The organism is Pontibacter oryzae (genome assembly GCF_003576375.1).
GTDB lineage: Bacteria > Bacteroidota > Bacteroidia > Cytophagales > Hymenobacteraceae > Pontibacter > Pontibacter oryzae.
The window spans coordinates 874,706-891,119 of record NZ_QWGE01000002.1 but is presented as its reverse complement, the minus strand read 5'-3'; the positions used below and the strand labels follow the sequence as shown (position 1 = coordinate 891,119).

At 47.3% G+C, this 16,414-nt stretch carries 12 protein-coding genes and 1 pseudogene; 10 read left to right on the top strand and 3 right to left on the bottom strand.

The window, feature by feature from the left end:
• Positions 1–182: pseudogene (locus tag D1627_RS18520) on the bottom strand (polysaccharide lyase); the annotation flags it as partial.
• A gap of 534 nt (positions 183–716) precedes the next feature.
• Here D1627_RS18520 and D1627_RS08680 point away from each other — a divergent pair.
• The 9 genes from D1627_RS08680 to D1627_RS08640 all read left to right on the top strand — a co-directional run bounded on the left by D1627_RS08680 (position 717) and on the right by D1627_RS08640 (position 11,502).
• The gene (locus tag D1627_RS08680; protein WP_119431806.1) at positions 717–1,880 is read left to right on the top strand and encodes a glycosyltransferase family 4 protein; all 1,164 of its coding nucleotides are present in this window, start codon (positions 717–719) and stop codon (positions 1,878–1,880) included.
• A 34-nt stretch (positions 1,881–1,914) separates the two neighbouring features.
• Positions 1,915–2,358, top strand: a complete 444-nt coding sequence (locus D1627_RS08675; protein ID WP_119431805.1) for a glycosyltransferase family protein — start codon at positions 1,915–1,917, stop codon at positions 2,356–2,358.
• Entirely contained in the window at positions 2,355–2,837 is a 483-nt protein-coding gene (gene pssE, locus D1627_RS08670; RefSeq protein ID WP_119431804.1) for a PssE/Cps14G family polysaccharide biosynthesis glycosyltransferase, read from the top strand. Before D1627_RS08675 ends, pssE begins: the two co-directional genes overlap by 4 nt.
• Before the next feature lie 91 nt (positions 2,838–2,928).
• Positions 2,929–4,821, top strand: a complete 1,893-nt coding sequence (gene asnB / locus D1627_RS08665; RefSeq protein WP_119431803.1) for an asparagine synthase (glutamine-hydrolyzing) — start codon at positions 2,929–2,931, stop codon at positions 4,819–4,821.
• Between the two features lie 113 nt (positions 4,822–4,934).
• Positions 4,935–6,095, top strand: coding sequence for a CapA family protein (locus tag D1627_RS08660; protein WP_199688401.1), 1,161 nt, complete (start codon positions 4,935–4,937; stop codon positions 6,093–6,095).
• A gap of 87 nt (positions 6,096–6,182) precedes the next feature.
• Complete coding sequence (locus D1627_RS08655) at positions 6,183–7,322, top strand: DmpA family aminopeptidase (RefSeq protein WP_119431802.1); 1,140 nt, start codon at positions 6,183–6,185, stop codon at positions 7,320–7,322.
• Positions 7,303–8,163, top strand: a complete 861-nt coding sequence (locus D1627_RS08650; RefSeq protein ID WP_119431801.1) for an aminotransferase class IV — start codon at positions 7,303–7,305, stop codon at positions 8,161–8,163. The genes D1627_RS08655 and D1627_RS08650 overlap by 20 nt, the downstream gene beginning before the upstream one ends.
• 266 nt (positions 8,164–8,429) lie before the next feature.
• Complete coding sequence (locus tag D1627_RS08645; RefSeq protein ID WP_158607159.1) at positions 8,430–9,887, top strand: M48 family metallopeptidase; 1,458 nt, start codon at positions 8,430–8,432, stop codon at positions 9,885–9,887.
• A gap of 31 nt (positions 9,888–9,918) precedes the next feature.
• Entirely contained in the window at positions 9,919–11,502 is a 1,584-nt protein-coding gene (locus D1627_RS08640; protein WP_147383253.1) for a DUF6770 family protein, read from the top strand.
• A 73-nt stretch (positions 11,503–11,575) separates the two neighbouring features.
• Here D1627_RS08640 and D1627_RS08635 read toward each other — a convergent pair whose 3' ends face one another.
• Positions 11,576–13,399: an AMP-dependent synthetase/ligase gene (locus D1627_RS08635; protein WP_233555563.1), complete on the bottom strand. Its 1,824-nt coding sequence runs from the start codon at positions 13,397–13,399 to the stop codon at positions 11,576–11,578.
• A gap of 274 nt (positions 13,400–13,673) precedes the next feature.
• Between D1627_RS08635 and D1627_RS08630 the strand changes: the two genes are divergently transcribed.
• Positions 13,674–15,317, top strand: a complete 1,644-nt coding sequence (locus tag D1627_RS08630; protein WP_119431798.1) for an ABC-F family ATP-binding cassette domain-containing protein — start codon at positions 13,674–13,676, stop codon at positions 15,315–15,317.
• A 356-nt stretch (positions 15,318–15,673) separates the two neighbouring features.
• On the opposite strand, the gene pgl is transcribed toward D1627_RS08630, so the two are convergent.
• The gene (pgl, locus tag D1627_RS08625) at positions 15,674–16,402 is read right to left on the bottom strand and encodes a 6-phosphogluconolactonase (protein WP_119431797.1); all 729 of its coding nucleotides are present in this window, start codon (positions 16,400–16,402) and stop codon (positions 15,674–15,676) included.
• Between the last annotated feature and the right edge of the window lie 12 nt (positions 16,403–16,414).

Genomic DNA, 16,414 nt, shown 5'->3' with positions numbered 1-16,414 from the left:
TAGGCAGCAAAAGAATACCACCTGTCCTTGCCCGTGGCGGGCTTCATGGCAAAGTCGGTGCGCGTTCCGCCGCCAAACTCAGCATCTGTGTCGCGCAGCTCAAAGCGGGCTGACTTGCTGCCGCTCAGGGCGTGCTCCGTTGAATAGGTGCGTGCATAGCTTGTGCCCTGTGCGCGGTCCATTACTAGGTATAAGTTTAGAGGGTCCTTGCTCTCAAACTGCTCCTCCAGCAAAATGCCATTTCTTTTTTCGCCATTTAGGCTAGATACTTTAGGTGAAGATAAGCAATGGTTTAAAAGATAAGCCATTAACAGGATCACTACAATTCGAAAAGTATTAGCCAGCCCAGGATGCATATCGATATGGCATTTAAGTGAATCACAGGCAGTTGAAATCTAAGGGCGCTCAACTACCATCAAGTACCTAATATTAAAGACGAATGCACTGATCTATAAGTTATTAAATTATATACTTTAATATTAATAGTTTACTTAAAAAGTTAAAATTAATACTTTAAAAGTGAAACTATGTGTAGGGCAAAGAAGTATCTTTAATGACAAATTCAACAGATTAAATGTACAGCTGATTTTAGGCCTAATAGAGCGTGTGCAAAGTCTTCAAGCAAACTTATACTTCTAACGGTTAAGTGACTGAGTGACTCAATTGATCGTGCAACAAAGGAATTGGTGGTGTCGGGTTATCATAAAAAAATAAGTATGGCTAGAATTAAGATATTGGTGGTAGGGCCTAGCCTTACCAGAACCAAGGGCGGTATGGCTACAGTCATCAGCGATATGATTAGAAACAGTTACAACCAGCCAGGTGTAAGCTTGGTCCATGCCGTGAGCCATGTGGAAGGAAGCTTTTTTGAGAAGCTCGTTACTACTTTTAAAGGGTTGTATTGCTTGCTAACTGAACCTAAGACAGACATTGTGCATATACATGTAGCCTCGGACGTAAGCATCTTCCGGAAAAGCTTGTTTGTGTACCTGGCTCTTTTTATGAACAAGCTAATCGTGATGCATGTACATGGGGGCGATTTCGATATATACTACCATAAATGCTCGCCAATGGTGCAGTACTTTATCCGTTCGACGTTTTCCAGGTGCCATAAAATTCTTGTGCTTTCAGAGTATTGGAACAAGTTTTTTAGGCAGCATATCTCCAGCCACAATGTAGAAGTGTTGCCAAACGGCGTTTATCCTGACGAGTTTAAAACAGTAGATAATACAGCAGGCACATACACCGATTTCCTTTTCCTAGGCAAGCTATGCCAAACAAAGGGGGTTTATGATTTGCTGGCTGCCATTGATAAGGTAATAAACCAATACAAATATACCCACGTGCGCTTTTACCTGGCAGGAACCGGAGAGACATCAAAAGTTAAGGAGTATATTCAACTGAAAGGGTTGGAAGAGCATGTGCAATTACTTGGGTGGTTAGACAACAGACAGCGCATGGCATGGCTTCAGCGAGTGGGCACTGTTGTGCTGCCATCTTACATAGAGGGGTTGCCGATGGCGTTGATCGAGGCAATGGCTGCCGGTAAAGTAGTGATAGGCAGTGAAGTTGGAGGTATTCCTGATCTGGTAACAGAGGGCTCCGGGTTCCTGATGAAGCCCGGCGATGTGGACGCCCTGAGCAGGCACATCATGTTTGTAGCGATACACCCCGAAAAAATGGAGGCAATAGCTAAAAACAACAGAAACATAATTGCAGCAAAGTATAACTTGGTCAAAATCAACCAGCGCCTGTTTAAGATATATCGGGAGCTTGTACTCCGGAAGCGCGGATTAATTACTTACCGGCCTCAAACCATGAGGCCGGTAAGCAAAAAGAACGAGCACCGCGAATGGCTGATGCTTGACAAAAGAAATTAAGCGGATAAGAAACAACGTTGATATCGCGATATACATGAAAGTCTTAGCCATCGCTTCAGCAGGAGGGCACTGGATACAGCTACTACGGCTAATGCCTGCCTTCGAGCAACACGAAATCATCTTTGCATCTACCCGGCAGAGCTTTTCCGAGACTGTAAGCTCCTATAAGTTTTATGCCGTGCCAGATGCTAACAGGTGGAACAAGTTTAAACTGATTTACATGGGTGCTGCTATCTCCAGACTGGTACTGGCTGTTAAACCCGATATTGTGGTTACTACCGGTGCTGCACCAGGGCTAATGGGGTTGCTGGCTGGTAAGTTGTTCGGCGCAAAAACGATATGGGTAGATAGCATCGCCAACGTAGAAAAGCTTTCGCTCAGCGGCAGACTGGCATTGCTATTTGCAGACCGCACTTACACCCAATGGGAGGGACTTGCAACGCCCAAAGTGCATTATCATGGAAATGTATTGTCATGATATTCGTAACAACAGGTACACAGGAACCATTCGACAGGTTAATTAAAGCCATGGACGAGATAGCCTGCTCGCTGCAGGAAACAGAAGTGGTGGCTCAAGTTGCTGCATCTGAGTTTCAGCCGAAAAACATGGCGGCTCACAAGTTTTTGCCACCCAAAGAGTTTAACGAGCTTTTTAACAAGGCAGATTTAATTGTGAGTCACGCAGGCATGGGTACAATTATCTCAGCGTTAGTTAAGCAAAAACCAATTGTTGTGCTGCCAAGGCTTGCAAAATTCAGCGAGCACCGCAATGATCATCAGTTAGCTACTGCCAGAGCCTTCGAAAAACTTGAATACGTGCATGCAGCCTACAGCCTGGAGGAGCTTCGGGTAAAGTTGCAGCAACTCACGCTGAAAGAACCCGGCGAGTTGCACCGCATTGGGCAGTATGCTTCAAAGGAGTTGATTAATTCGCTTCAGAACTTCATCGTGTCCTGAGGGTTAAGCAAACTTCATCTTGCCATTAGGCTGCTTGCTGTTAGCTGCATGCGCCTACTCTCATTTTTCTCCAAACACTAAAACTGAACTTATGTGCGGGATTGCCGGAAGTATAAATTGTGACCTGAACCTGGAAGATATTGACCAACTGCGCCATCGCGGGCCTGACGCACAGGGGGCTGTGCGCACAAGCTGTGGCAGCAACCAAGTATGTCTGGGGCATACCAGGCTATCAATCTTAGACCTTAGCGAGGCGGGTAGCCAGCCCATGTTTACTGATTGTGGCAACTATGCCATTGTGTTTAATGGCGAGATTTACAACCACCATGAGCTGCGCCGAAAACTAACGGGCGTTCGCTTTAAAGGCTCATCAGATACGGAAACCATACTTTACTACCTTCGGCAGTATGGAATTGAAGCCGTGCGCGATTTTAACGGTATCTTCGCCTTTGCCTTTATAGACCGTGTCGATGAGAAAGTATTCCTGGTTCGGGATTACTTCGGCGTGAAACCGCTCTACTACTTCCACAAAGCAGATAAGCTGATATTCGGCTCAGAAATCAAGATTATCAAAAACCACGAGGAGTATAGCAGAGGCATAGATTTACAAGCACTAAACAGCTTCCTTACTTTCAGGTATAACCCTGCCCCTCAAACGCTCTTTAAGGGCATAAAAAAGCTGGAAGCGGCTACATACCTGGAGTTTAGTGGTAGCGGAGAAATCGCTCTTAAAAACTATTGGCCTAAAGCGCAGCAAATCAACCATAGATTAAAGGAGCAGGAAGCACTTGAAGAATACAAGCGTTTGCTGAAACAAGCCGTGAAGCGGCAGTTGCTCAGCGATGTTCCTATTGGCTTGTTACTGAGCGGCGGCCTTGACTCTGCCGTGCTGGGCAGCCTTATGTCTGAGCTCTGCACCTATCCATTGCAAACTTTTACGGTAGGTTTCAAAGGCAAAGGCAATTATAACGAGCTGGACGATGCCTTCGCCACTGCGTCTTTAATTCAATCTGAGCATCACGAAGTATATATGGCCCGGGAGCAGTATCTCGAAGCCTTCCACAACTCATTCTTCCATACCGAGGAGCCGATTGCCGAGCCAACTATACCCGCTTTATATTTTGTGTCGCAGTTGGCGGCAAAGCACGTGAAAGTGGTATTGAGTGGGCAGGGAATAGACGAACCAATGGCAGGGTACAAGCGCTACAAAGGCGAGAAGCTGCTGGCCAAGTACCAAAAACTGCTCGCGCAATTGCCATTGGGCATGGTATCCAAACTGTTTCCGCTTAACAGCGCCATTGACCGGGGGGTATATTCGTCACAGTTTAGCGAGGAGCTTGATCGCTTTATTGGGATTTATACTTTGTTTACGCCAGTGCTTAGGAGTGGCTTGTTTCGCGAGGAGTTTCAGGAACTAATATCGCAAAACCAGCGGCACCTTTTCGCTACGCATTATGGCCGGGCAGACAGCTCTGGCGGCTCGTTGTCAAAGCTGCTTTATCTTGATGTCCGGACAATGCTGCCAGATAATTTGCTGTTGTTCAACGATAAGATGACAATGGCCAACTCCATCGAGAACCGAGTGCCTTACCTGGATATTGACCTGATCAACTTTGTAGAAAGTATGCCTGCTCACCTGAAACTGCAAGGGCAAGTAGGCAAGTACATCCACAGAAAGGCTGCCGAGGAGTGGTTGCCGCTTTCTGTTATCAATAGAAAGAAGAGAGCTTTTGAAACACCTGTGGGCGAATGGTTTAAGCAGGAGCTGGCTGATACTTTAGTAGACCTTGTGGAAAGCCAGGATTCGTTTAGCCGTGCCTACTTTAATGTTGCCTTTATCAAGCACATGGTTATGCAGCACAAGCATAGAAAAAAAGACTATCAGCGGCATCTGTTTATCCTGCTCTCACTGGAGCTTTGGTATAAAAACTTTTTTATGGAAAACAGTAGGCTACATGCTGGGGCTGTTCACCATGTTGTGTGAGTTTATGCTTTAAACGAAGCCGAACTGCAAGAACTGCTGCCTGTACACATTAGCAAAAGCAAGATATGATTTAACTAGAAATGGCATGGCTCTTTTGGATATGGCTTCTTATTATGATGCAATATAAAAAGGATGCAACGGATCGGAGTATGCCGCAAACCGGAGAGCAAGTTGCCCTTAAACTGTTTCTAGGGGGTGATGTTATGCTTGGTAGAGGTATAGATCAGGTTATGCCGTACTCGGTTTTGCCTGAGCTTTACGAGACATACGTTAAAGATGCACGGACCTACGTTCGGCTTGCCGAGAAAACAAATGGGCTGCTACCATTAAAGGTGTCTTTCTCCTATCCGTGGGGCGATGCGCTAGGAGTTTTTCAGCGGATCGCACCGGATGTCAAACTTATAAACCTCGAGACCAGTGTTACCACCAATGCAACTCCCTGGCCAGATAAGGTGGTTTGCTACCGCATGCACCCTAAAAACGTATCTGCTCTTTCAGAGGCTGGAATAGATTTTTGCTCTCTATCTAATAACCATGTGCTAGACTGGCAAAGGGCGGGGCTAACCGAAACTTTAAAGAGCTTGAGAGATGTAGGCATAGCCTTTGCCGGTGCCGGCAAGAATTTGTCGGAAGCACAGAAGCCAGCCATACTTCCAATTTTCAGGAAAAACCGCTTAATCATACTTTCCTATAGCTCCGAATCAAGCGGTGTGCCAGCTGTTTGGGCCGCAACGGCAACAAAGCCCGGTATCAACCTGCTTCCCGACTATAGCCGCAACACAGTTGCATTGATCAAGCGGCAGGTGGCTAAAATAAAGCACCCCGGAGATGTAGTGCTGTTTTCCATGCATTGGGGGCCAAACTGGGGCTACACCATACCTCAGGCGCATCAGAAGTTTGCACATGCCTTGATCGATAAAGCTGGGGTTGACCTGCTTTACGGTCACTCATCGCATCACCCGCTGGGTATGGAGGTTTATAATGGCAAGCTGATCTTATATGGCACCGGCGATCTGATCAATGACTACGAAGGAATAAAAGGACATGAAAAATACAGACCCGACTTAGCCGTGATGTATTTCCCGGAGATCAATGGCCAAACAGGTAACTTGGTAAGCCTAACCCTGGTGCCGATGCAAATCAGAAAATTCAGGCTGAACAGTGCGTCGCAGCAAGACTCGGAGTGGCTGGCCGAGGTGCTGGATAGGGAGTCCGCCCCGTTCGGGGCCAGAGTGGCGCTGAATGATGATCGTACCATGGCGCTACATTGGTGAATATGAGGTATAAACCACAAAACAGACTCATTAACTGGCACACTACCAGTATTCTGCTAAATTTACTTTCTGAAGAATTATTAAAGGATGCGGATCATACTCATACTTTTCCTGATGGTAGGTTTACTAAGCCAAGCTGACGCGCAACAGCATAAAAGGGCCAGGGATTATGGCATACAGATAGGCGTGCTTTCTACGGGTGCGCACAATGCCATCACAGATGTAGCTGGCGTGCAGGTAGGGCACCAAACCCTTAACAGCTCGAATCATATCCGAACAGGCGTAACGGCCATACTTCCGCACTCAGGTAATATATTCCAGCAGAAAGTACCCGCAGCAGTTTACGTAGGCAATGGCTTCGGTAAGCTGGCCGGCACCACGCAGGTGCAGGAGTTAGGAAACATCGAAACTCCCGTCATACTCACAAATACCTTAAGCATAGGCACAGCCATGAATGCCGTGGTAGGTTACACCTTGCAGCAACCCGGAAACGAAACAGTGCAGTCTGTAAACGCGGTGGTTGGCGAGACAAATGATGGTTACCTAAACGATATCCGTGGGAGGCACGTGACAGAGGCTGATGTTGTAAAAGCCATCGCGCAGGCAGCTGGCGGGCCTGTGGCTGAAGGGGCCGTGGGGGCGGGCACTGGAACAGTTTGCTTTGGATTTAAAGGAGGCATTGGTACGTCTTCCAGGCTGTTGCCCGAGCAAGTTGGCGGCTATACGGTTGGTGTGCTGGTGCAGACAAATTTTGGCGGCGTGCTGCAAGTTAATGGCGTGCCCGTGGGCAAGGAGCTCAACCACTATTACATGAACCAGGAACTCAAAGACAGTGCCGATGGCTCGTGCATGATAGTAGTGGCTACCGATGCGCCGGTTGATGCCCGTAATCTGGAGCGTATGGCCAAACGGGCTATGCTAGGGCTTGCCAAAACAGGTGGAATTGCCTCTAACGGCAGCGGCGATTATGTTATCGCTTTTTCAACTGCTACTACCTTGCGTGTGCCGTATACCTCCGAGGTTAAAACTGAAACCGTAACTTTGCTACGAAACGATGAAATGTCGCCGCTGTTTATGGCTGTGATTGAGGCAACGGAAGAAGCGATCATCAATTCCTTGTTTGCAGCAGAAACTACCACTGGAAAAGAAAACCGAACGGTAGAGGCGCTGCCTGTTAAAAAAGTCTTATCAATTTTGAAGAAACACAATGCCATCGAACGATACTAATTATGCCTACGTCCGTGGAGAAATTCTGCCACTGGAGAGTGCCAGCTTACACATCAGCGACTTATCTATTCAAAGAGGCTTCGGGGTTTTTGATTACTTTAAGGTGGAAGCCAATCACCCGCTTTTCCTTAATGATTATCTGGCTCGCTTCCGCGAATCTGCCCGACTGATGACAATGCAACTGCCTCACACAGATGAGCAGCTCAGAGAAATAATTCACGAACTGATCACCAGAAATAACATGCCCTTATCCGGCATGAAAATGATTCTGACGGGTGGTTATTCAGAAAACTCTTATGACCTTGCCGAGCCTAGCCTACTTATTATGCAGCAGCCACTGGCCATGCCCGGCCCGGAAACGCTAGGCAAAGGCATCAAAATAATTACTCATGAGTATATCCGCGAAATACCGCGCGCTAAAACTATAAACTATACTATGGGCATTCGTTTGATCGGGGAGGTTAAAAGCAAAGCTGCCAGCGATGTGCTCTACCACCTAAATGGTGCCGTAAGCGAGTTTCCGCGCTGCAACCTGTTTGTGGTGCATCAGGACGGAACCGTAATGACCCCCGACTCTGGAATACTTTTGGGAGTAACACGTAAAAATGTGCTTGCCCTTGCTGAGAAAAAGTATCCTGTACGTGAAGGCAGCGTGACACTTTATGATATAATGCAGGCTAAGGAAGTTTTCTTGACCAGTACAACAAAACGCATCCTGCCAATTGTGCAGGTTGATGATACTGTGATAGGAGAGGGCGTGCCCGGGCCAGTTACCCAAACACTGCTGCAGGATTTGATATTGCTGGAAGAAGTGGACCGGAAACTACAAAAACAGCTTTAAGGCTGTTATAAGCATACTGCATTATTTCTTTCATCAGCTATTATAGCTTTACGGCTTTCAAAGTACATGATCCGCTAGAATCAGAAACATACAATTGCCTGTGAAGCCATTGTTTATACTTCACGTCAGAGTTTTTAAGTCATGCTTTTAAGGCTAGTTTGGTGCAATTTTGTGTAGGTGGTTAATTAAAAAATAACAATATTTGCGCACCGAAAACAAACTTGTCCATGCCTTTCTTTCTACGAGCGCTAGCAAACTGCAAAGTGTTGGCTTTAGCTTTAGCCCTGCTCCTGGGAGCTGCTGCGTCTGCTGTGGCGCAAAACAGTGAGATCTATCCATTTTATACTTCTGATAAATCGCGTGTAGATTCCTTGGCAACCGTTTGCGGAATGTCTATCGAGCGGAGTCTGAATGTACCTAACGGGGTAAAAAACGCTTACCGGAATACTTACAAGGCGATAATTGAGCGCACCGCCATGGAAACCTATGGCCGCGTGCGCACTACCGCACTTCTGGATACCGTACTGGAGCCATTCGTGCAGTCTGTTTTTCAAACGTTGAAGGCGGCAAACCCATCGTTGCATAAGTCCAAGGTTATACTTACGCGCAGCCCCTTAGCCAATGCCTACGCCTTAGCCGACGGAACGGTATTTATTAATATCGGGCTCCTGGCCAAGCTCAGCAACGAGGCGCAGCTGGCCTTTATACTTAGCCACGAGCTGGCCCACGTGGAGCTACGCCACATGCAAGCCGGCATTGAGGAGCATCTTGACCTGATCTTTAGCAAAGAGTTTAAGAAAGAGTATAAAAAAGTGGCGCGGGAGAAGTATAACCGCACCAAAAAAATGGAAGCCCTGCTGGAGCGCGTATCGCTGAACACGCTGTACCATAAGCGGTCCAACGAAATGCAGGCGGATTCTCTTGGCTTCCGGATTTTTGCAAACACGCAGTATAACCAGGCCGATGCGTATACAGCGCTGGAGCTACTCGATACCGTGGATGAGCCCCTTTCCACGGCCCCACTCGCGCTTGAAAAATACTTTAGCTGTGAGCAGGCCAAGTATAATTTCGATGAGAAGCAGGCTCCATCAGAATCTATTTTTGAGGTTGAAAAAGAGCAGCCTAAGTTTGCCAACTCCGACTCGCTTAAGACCCACCCAGATTGCCAGAAGCGTATGGCTTATTTGCGCGAGCTCTCCCCGGGCATCGAGCAGCGTGCTGTTAATAGCGGCAAGCCAACCGATAGCATGCAACGGGTGAATATGGTATCGCGCATAGAACTGGTACAAAGCTGGTTTGATTTTGAAAACTATGATTTTGCGCTGTTCGAAGCACTTCTGTTACTGGAAAAAGAGCCAGCCAGCATCTATGCCAGAAATATGGTTACGTTAAGCTTATATGGGCTTAAACGCCTTCTGCAGGCTCATACTTTCTCGGAGGCCGTGTCTACCAGTGCACCGCAATTTTCAGCTAACATTAACATGTTTTTGGATGCGCTAAATAACTTGAATACCAGCGATTTCAAGGGGTTTGCAGCTTGCTTTTCGCAAAAGTACCCGAGTAAGGAGCCGATCTCTGAGTTTGACCTAGCAGCCAGCTACACCGTGGCAGAGCTGACCGGGGAACAGGATGCAGCCGACCAGGCACGCCTGAAATACCAAAGCCAGTACTCCGCGGGGAGGTTCTTTAACCTGCTGTTTTCTGAGCAGCCAAGTCCACACTAATCCAAATCATTCTTCCATCTAATTTTTATTTATGATAACAACTTTACGACAGTTACTAATCGCGCTGATTATACTTTGCACGTCGGTGCAGGTAGTGGCGCAAACTCAAACCCTGGAGGGCTTCGCTAACTTTAAGAAGAGATCCCTGACGCCGATTTATGCAGGCAACGAAGTGAAAGGCTACATCATGTTTTACAAAGCTGATAAAGCCGACAAACGAAACGATAACTACGGCCTCGACTTTTTTGACCAGGAACTCCGCAAGGTTAAAAGCGTGATGCTGCCAAAAACGCGCTACAGTTACCAGTTGCTCCGTAGCACCTTTAACGGCGAGGCATTCAGTTTTTACTTTTATAACTACCGCGCCAAAACACTAGAGGTGGATGTATTTGACAAATCCCTCAATAAACTGGCATCTAAACAATTCGATAAGCTATCGAAGGCCGACATGAGTATTGCCTTGCAGGAGACGCAGCTGCCCAGCGACGGCGAAAATAAACCAATTGGCGGCCTAAACATGTACCCGGTGCCAAATAAAGGGTTTATCCGCAACACATACACCGGCATGATGAAAGGCTTTGCGCTGGAGATGTATGATAACAAAATGAACTCGAAATGGGTGTTTCAAACAGATAAAAAGTCTAAAGACTATGAGTCTGTAGTGATAAATGAGATTACCGACAAGCATATTTTTGCCACGATCGTTCGCAAACCGAACATGCTATCAAAGCAAATGACCTTCTCGGTTGCAGCGTTTGATGCAGAGACTGGCAAGAAAATAATGGACATCCCGGTTGAGAAAGAGGGTGCCGCAGAGCAACTCTCACTTACATCGCTCAACTATGATGCGCAAACCGATGAGTTATTGACCATCGGGGAATTTTATAAGCTGGACGATAAGCCGTTTATTAACAAAAGCCAGGGTTTTTACATTAAGCGCTTCAGTGTGGATGGCCAGGAAAAAAGCGCTAAGTTCTATACTTGGGCCGGTGATGTAAACCCTTACTTGCCAGCAGCCGCAAAGGAAAGCCTGGATAAAGGTTTTGTGAATTTTGTGCACCGCATGGTTAAAGGCGCTGACGGAAAGATGCACATCGTGGCGGAGCAGTACAGGATAGCGGCGGACGGCATGGGCATTGCCATGGCTGTTTTGGGAGGCGGTACCAGCACGGCAAAGGGTATTATTGGCAATATGATGATCCTGACAATAAATCCAGACCAGGGATTGCAAAAAGTAACATACTTCGAGAAAGACGAGACAAACTGTATGTTGCCGCCGGGCTCCGGCTTTTACGGCGCAGGCTTGCTAGGCCAAGTTATCAAGATGACCGGAGGCTTCGACTACCAGTTTACGCAGCAGAACAATGACCACCTGAACTTCAACACGGCTTATATTAATTACAAAAAGGTGAAGAAGAGCAAGTATCTGGAGAGAACGCTGGTTAATATTCAGTACACCGGCGAACCGGAGTTCCTGACCGATGAGATCGATTTAACTGCAGATAAGGAGTCATACTCCTATGTATACCCTGCCAAGCCAGGCTATGTGCTGGTTCTGGATAACCAGCATCAGGATAAAAAACTGGACCTGAAACTCGTGAAGCTAAACAGGTAGTTAGTTTACAGTATAAAAAAGAAGCGGTTGGTTATTTGGGGCTAACCGCTTCTTTTTTTTTAACCCTATGACTTTACCCTATAACTGTTTCGGGTTGATAAATCAGCTGGATCAGGTTGTCATACTTTTGCAGAATGACCTTGCGCTTTAGCTTAAGCGTTGGGGTAAGCTCGCCGTTCTCGATAGACCATAGCTGCGGCAAAAGCACAAATTTCTTGATCTGCTCCACGTGGTTAAATTGCTCGTTATAGTTGTTCACCGCATCCGTAATCATGGACCAGATCTGTTTATCTTTGATGGCCTCCACGTTGCCAGGGTAGGGTTTGCCTTGCTGAGTGTACCAGTTTTTTAGGGTGCTGAATGCAGGCACGATCAAGGCACCGACAAACTTTTGCAGCTCGCCCACTACCATAATCTGCTCTATCCAGGGGCTTTCCACCATCTTGTTTTCAATAGGCTGCGGTGCCACATACTTACCGCCGCTGGTTTTAAAAAGCTCTTTCTTGCGGTCAGTGATTTTCAGGAACTTGTCATCCACCAGCGTGCCAATGTCACCGGTGCGCAACCACTCGCCATCGAGCACCTCGGCAGTCAGGTCGGGGCGTTTGTAGTAACCGAGCATAACATTAGGGCCCTTGCAAAGAATTTCTCCATCGGGGGCAATGCGCACCTGCACGTTATAAAGCAGCGGGCCTACCGTTCCGAACATGCGGTTTGCCTCGCTGTATCGGTTGCCGCTAATGATGGGTGCAGCCTCGGTCAGTCCGTATCCTTCCTGAATAACGATGCCAGCAGCAGTAAACACCTTTAGCAAACGCACCTGGCAGGCGGCGGCACCAGTTATAATCGCTTTTACCTCGCCACCCAAAGCCTCGCGCCACTTACTAAAAATCAGTTTATCGGCCAGTTGCAGCTGCAGGCGGTAACCTATACTTTGCGGCTGGTTAATTTCATACTTCTCGGCCAAGTTAAGGGCCCAGTAAAACAGCGATTTCTTTACTCCAGTGAGCTCGGCTCCCTTCGCCAGGATGCCTTCGTAAACTTTTTCTAGCAGGCGTGGCACAGTGGTGAAAAGTGTAGGTTTTACCTCGCGCAGGTTCTCAGCAATCTTTTCCATACTTTCGGCATAGTATACCGATACACCGCAATAGAAGAAGCAGTACGTTGCCATGCGTTCAAAAGCGTGGTTTAGCGGTAAAAAGCTGATAGCCCGTTTGCCTTCCACACCTATTTCCTGAATCACATCGGCGCTGCCAAACACGTTGCTGATAATGTTGTGGTGCGACAGCATCACACCCTTCGGCGTACCGGTAGTACCTGAAGTATAAAGTATGGTTGCCAGATCGTTTTCATGCACTGCCTGCCGGTGCCGGGCCACTTGTGCCTCCGCTTCCGGGTTCGCTAGCTGCAATAGCTCAGACCAGTGGGCAGCTTCCGCTACAGGCTTAAACGTATAAACTGACTGCAGTTCAGGGAGCTCATTGCGCAGGCGCTGCACTTTTTGGTATAAAGCTTCATCCCCCACAAAAATTATTTTCACCGCTGCATCGGCAAGTATAAACTGTAGCTCCTGGCTGTTAATGGTGGCGTAAACAGGCACAGACACAGCTCCGATTTGCTGAATTGCCAGATCTGCCAACATCCACTCGGGGCAGTTATGGCTAAGTATGGCTATCTTGTCGCGGCCTTCTGTGGTGCCATCGCCAGCGCCAAATCCCTGAGCCAACAGAGCAGCGCTCAGGCTGTTAACGGTATTGTATACTTCCTGTGTGCTATACTTTCGCCATGCCCCATTTTCTTTGGCGCTAAGCATGTCATTCAGCGGGAAGTTCTCTAGTTGATGGGTAAGGCAGTCAAACAAGCGTTTTGGCGTTGCCTTGGTTGTATTTTGTGTCAATGTCTGTTTCTTATGATCGGCGTAATGGCTTTGTGCTGCTGCCTTACGACGCTGCAAATTTACTGCTTTTGCGGATTGCTGTTATGCCATACTTACTAGGTACAGCGCATTTAAAGCGATTTCCTTGGAATTAAACCCGATTCGCTCCGCTAAGTTCATTCTCCACGCTTTTTTGGCTTGACTTCTCGGAGAACCTGCTCCTATACTTTACTTAGGCCGATCCTCGGGATAACCACCAAATTTATACTACCTTTGCACCCAAATTTTTAGCATTATGATTTCTGTAGACGGTGTAACGGTTGAGTTTAACGGCTCGGCGCTTTTTAGTAATATCTCCTTCAATATCAACGATAACGACCGCATTGCCCTGATGGGTAAGAACGGTGCTGGCAAGTCTACGTTGCTTAAAACCATAGCCGGAGCTAATAAGCCCACCCGTGGTAAAATCTCCGCCCCGAAAGATGCCGTAATCGCTTACCTGCCGCAGCACCTGCTAACCGAGGATAAGTGCACCGTTTTTGAGGAAGCCTCTAAAGCTTTTTCGCGCGTGCTGGACATGAAGGCCCAGATGGACGAGCTGAACAGGCAACTGGAAACACGCACCGATTACGATTCAGATGATTACTATAAGCTGATTGAGCAGGTTTCGGAGCTTGGCGAGCAGTATTACTCCATCGAGGAAATCAACTACGATGCCGAGGTAGAGAAAACCCTATTGGGCCTTGGCTTTGTACGGGAGGACTTTACGCGCTCTACCAGCGAGTTTAGCGGGGGCTGGCGCATGCGCATCGAACTGGCTAAGATCCTGCTGCAAAAGCCTGACCTGATCCTGCTGGATGAGCCGACAAACCACATGGATATCGAATCGATTCAGTGGCTGGAGGATTTCCTTGTGAACAATGCTAAAGCCGTGATCGTTATCTCGCACGATAAAACCTTTGTGGACAATATTACCAACCGCACCATTGAGGTAACGATGGGCCGCATCTACGACTACAAGGTTAACTATACCCAATACCTGCAGTTGCGCCAGGAGCGCCGCGAGCAGCAACAGCGCCAGTACGACGATCAGCAGAAAGAAATTGCTGATATTATAGCTTTTATCGAGCGTTTTAAAGGTACTTACTCTAAAACCCTGCAGGTGCAGTCACGGGTGAAGATGTTGGAGAAAATGGAGCTTGTAGAGGTGGACGAAGTGGATACTTCTGCGCTGAACGTGAAGTTTCCGCCTGCGCCGCGCTCGGGCAATTATCCTGTTATTGTAGAGCAGCTCACCAAAAAGTATGGCGACCACACTGTGTTTGCCGATGTATCGCTTACCATTGAGCGCGGCGAGAAAATTGCCTTTGTAGGAAAGAACGGCGAAGGTAAATCCACACTGGTGAAGGCTATTATGGGCGAACTGGACTATGATGGCACGCTGCAACTGGGCCATAACTGCATGATCGGGTATTTTGCCCAAAACCAGGCCTCGTTGCTGGATGAGGAGCTAACCGTATTCCAAACCATCGACCTGATTGCCGTAGGCGACGTGCGCACGAAGATCAAAGACTTGCTTGGCGCCTTTATGTTCAGCGGAGATACCGTAGAGAAAAAAGTGAAAGTGCTATCGGGTGGTGAGAAGACACGCCTGGCCATGATCAAGCTATTGCTGCAGCCGGTAAACCTTCTGATCCTGGATGAGCCAACCAACCACCTCGACATCAAAACAAAGGATATTCTGAAAGATGCCCTTAAAGCGTTTGACGGTACACTTATACTTGTATCCCACGACCGTGACTTCCTGGATGGCCTGGCAACAAAAGTGTTTGAGTTCGGGAACAAGCGCATCCGTGAGCATTTTGAGGATATCAATGGTTTCCTGAGAAACAAAAAAATGGAAAACCTGCGGGACATCGAGCGAACTGCAGCAAAGTAATCTTTCTGACCAATACAGTAGTTTAGCTGCCTCGTAAAATGTTGTTATGTAGTAGGCTTTATGTTACAAAAGTGTTCCAGAGCGGATAATACATAATTGTTAGAAAATGAACCGCTTCATTCTTTGCTTAAGTTTAGCTATTTTTTGTTACAGCAACGAGATAGGCTTTCATGGCATAAGCCAGTATACCCTAACTTTAAGGAGCAAGACTAATTATAGCTTTTGGTAGATTAAACTCTGAGTATATGGCTCTTTTGCTGTAGATTAGCAGAATAGTTAAAATGAAACAGCCCAAACCAGCAAAGTTATGATTACTGGTTTGGGCTGTTTTGTATGGTTATACTACGTGTGGCTGCTTATTTGTTCTTGAGGCCTGCTGCCGCTTTTTCATCTACAAACCAATGTACTTCGCCAGACACAGGCTGAATAAGCTGTGACGGATACTCTTCAACGTTTCTTTCACCTTCTAAAACTTCCGCTAGGGCTGGTGCTTTATTCTCTCCGAATGTCATGAAAACAACTGCTTTTGACTGGTTGATAAGCGGCGCTGTGAGCGTGACACGGAACATGGATTGTGGTGTGAGGTAGTATGCTTTTACCCAACTTGATTGCTCCTTCAAAACCTCTGTGTGTGGAAATAGAGAAGCTGTATGGCCATCATCACCCATTCCAAGTAAAATCAGGTCAAATTGAGGCGCACTTTGCCCAAAATGTTCTTTTAAGGTTTGTTCATACTTTTGAGCAAATGCTTCCGGCTCCATATCAGCTTCCCACATCGGAAAGATTTGGTTTTGCGGCACTGGAACCTTGCTCAGAAACGTATCAAAGGCCATTTTGGCGTTGCTCTTTTCATCTGTAAGAGGTACCCAGCGCTCATCTCCCCAGAAGATGTATGTGTCTGCCCAAGGCATTTGCTCAGTGTACGGCGACGCTGCTAGCAAACTGTAAAGCTGCACCGGCGAGGAGCCACCTGTTAAAGCAAGGGAGAAACGGCCCGTGGCTGCCACCGCTTCCTGCGCCTTTTTAACAACTAGTTCGGCTACGGCAATACTAAGTTCTGCTCTGTCTTCGAAAATATGTAGCATGGTTCGGATCGG

Bases quoted from the DNA above. Each gene is read 5' to 3' on its own strand.
- D1627_RS08630 (WP_119431798.1), top strand. From the start codon at position 13,674: ATGATTTCTGTAGACGGTGTAACGGTTGAGTTTAACGGCTCGGCGCTT.
- D1627_RS08655 (WP_119431802.1), top strand. From the start codon at position 6,183: ATGCGGATCATACTCATACTTTTCCTGATGGTAGGTTTACTAAGCCAA.
- D1627_RS08660 (WP_199688401.1), top strand. From the start codon at position 4,935: ATGATGCAATATAAAAAGGATGCAACGGATCGGAGTATGCCGCAAACC.
- D1627_RS08680 (WP_119431806.1), top strand. From the start codon at position 717: ATGGCTAGAATTAAGATATTGGTGGTAGGGCCTAGCCTTACCAGAACC.
- asnB (WP_119431803.1), top strand. From the start codon at position 2,929: ATGTGCGGGATTGCCGGAAGTATAAATTGTGACCTGAACCTGGAAGAT.
- D1627_RS08650 (WP_119431801.1), top strand. From the start codon at position 7,303: ATGCCATCGAACGATACTAATTATGCCTACGTCCGTGGAGAAATTCTG.
- D1627_RS08640 (WP_147383253.1), top strand. From the start codon at position 9,919: ATGATAACAACTTTACGACAGTTACTAATCGCGCTGATTATACTTTGC.
- pssE (WP_119431804.1), top strand. From the start codon at position 2,355: ATGATATTCGTAACAACAGGTACACAGGAACCATTCGACAGGTTAATT.
- pgl (WP_119431797.1), bottom strand. From the start codon at position 16,402: ATGCTACATATTTTCGAAGACAGAGCAGAACTTAGTATTGCCGTAGCC.
- D1627_RS08675 (WP_119431805.1), top strand. From the start codon at position 1,915: ATGAAAGTCTTAGCCATCGCTTCAGCAGGAGGGCACTGGATACAGCTA.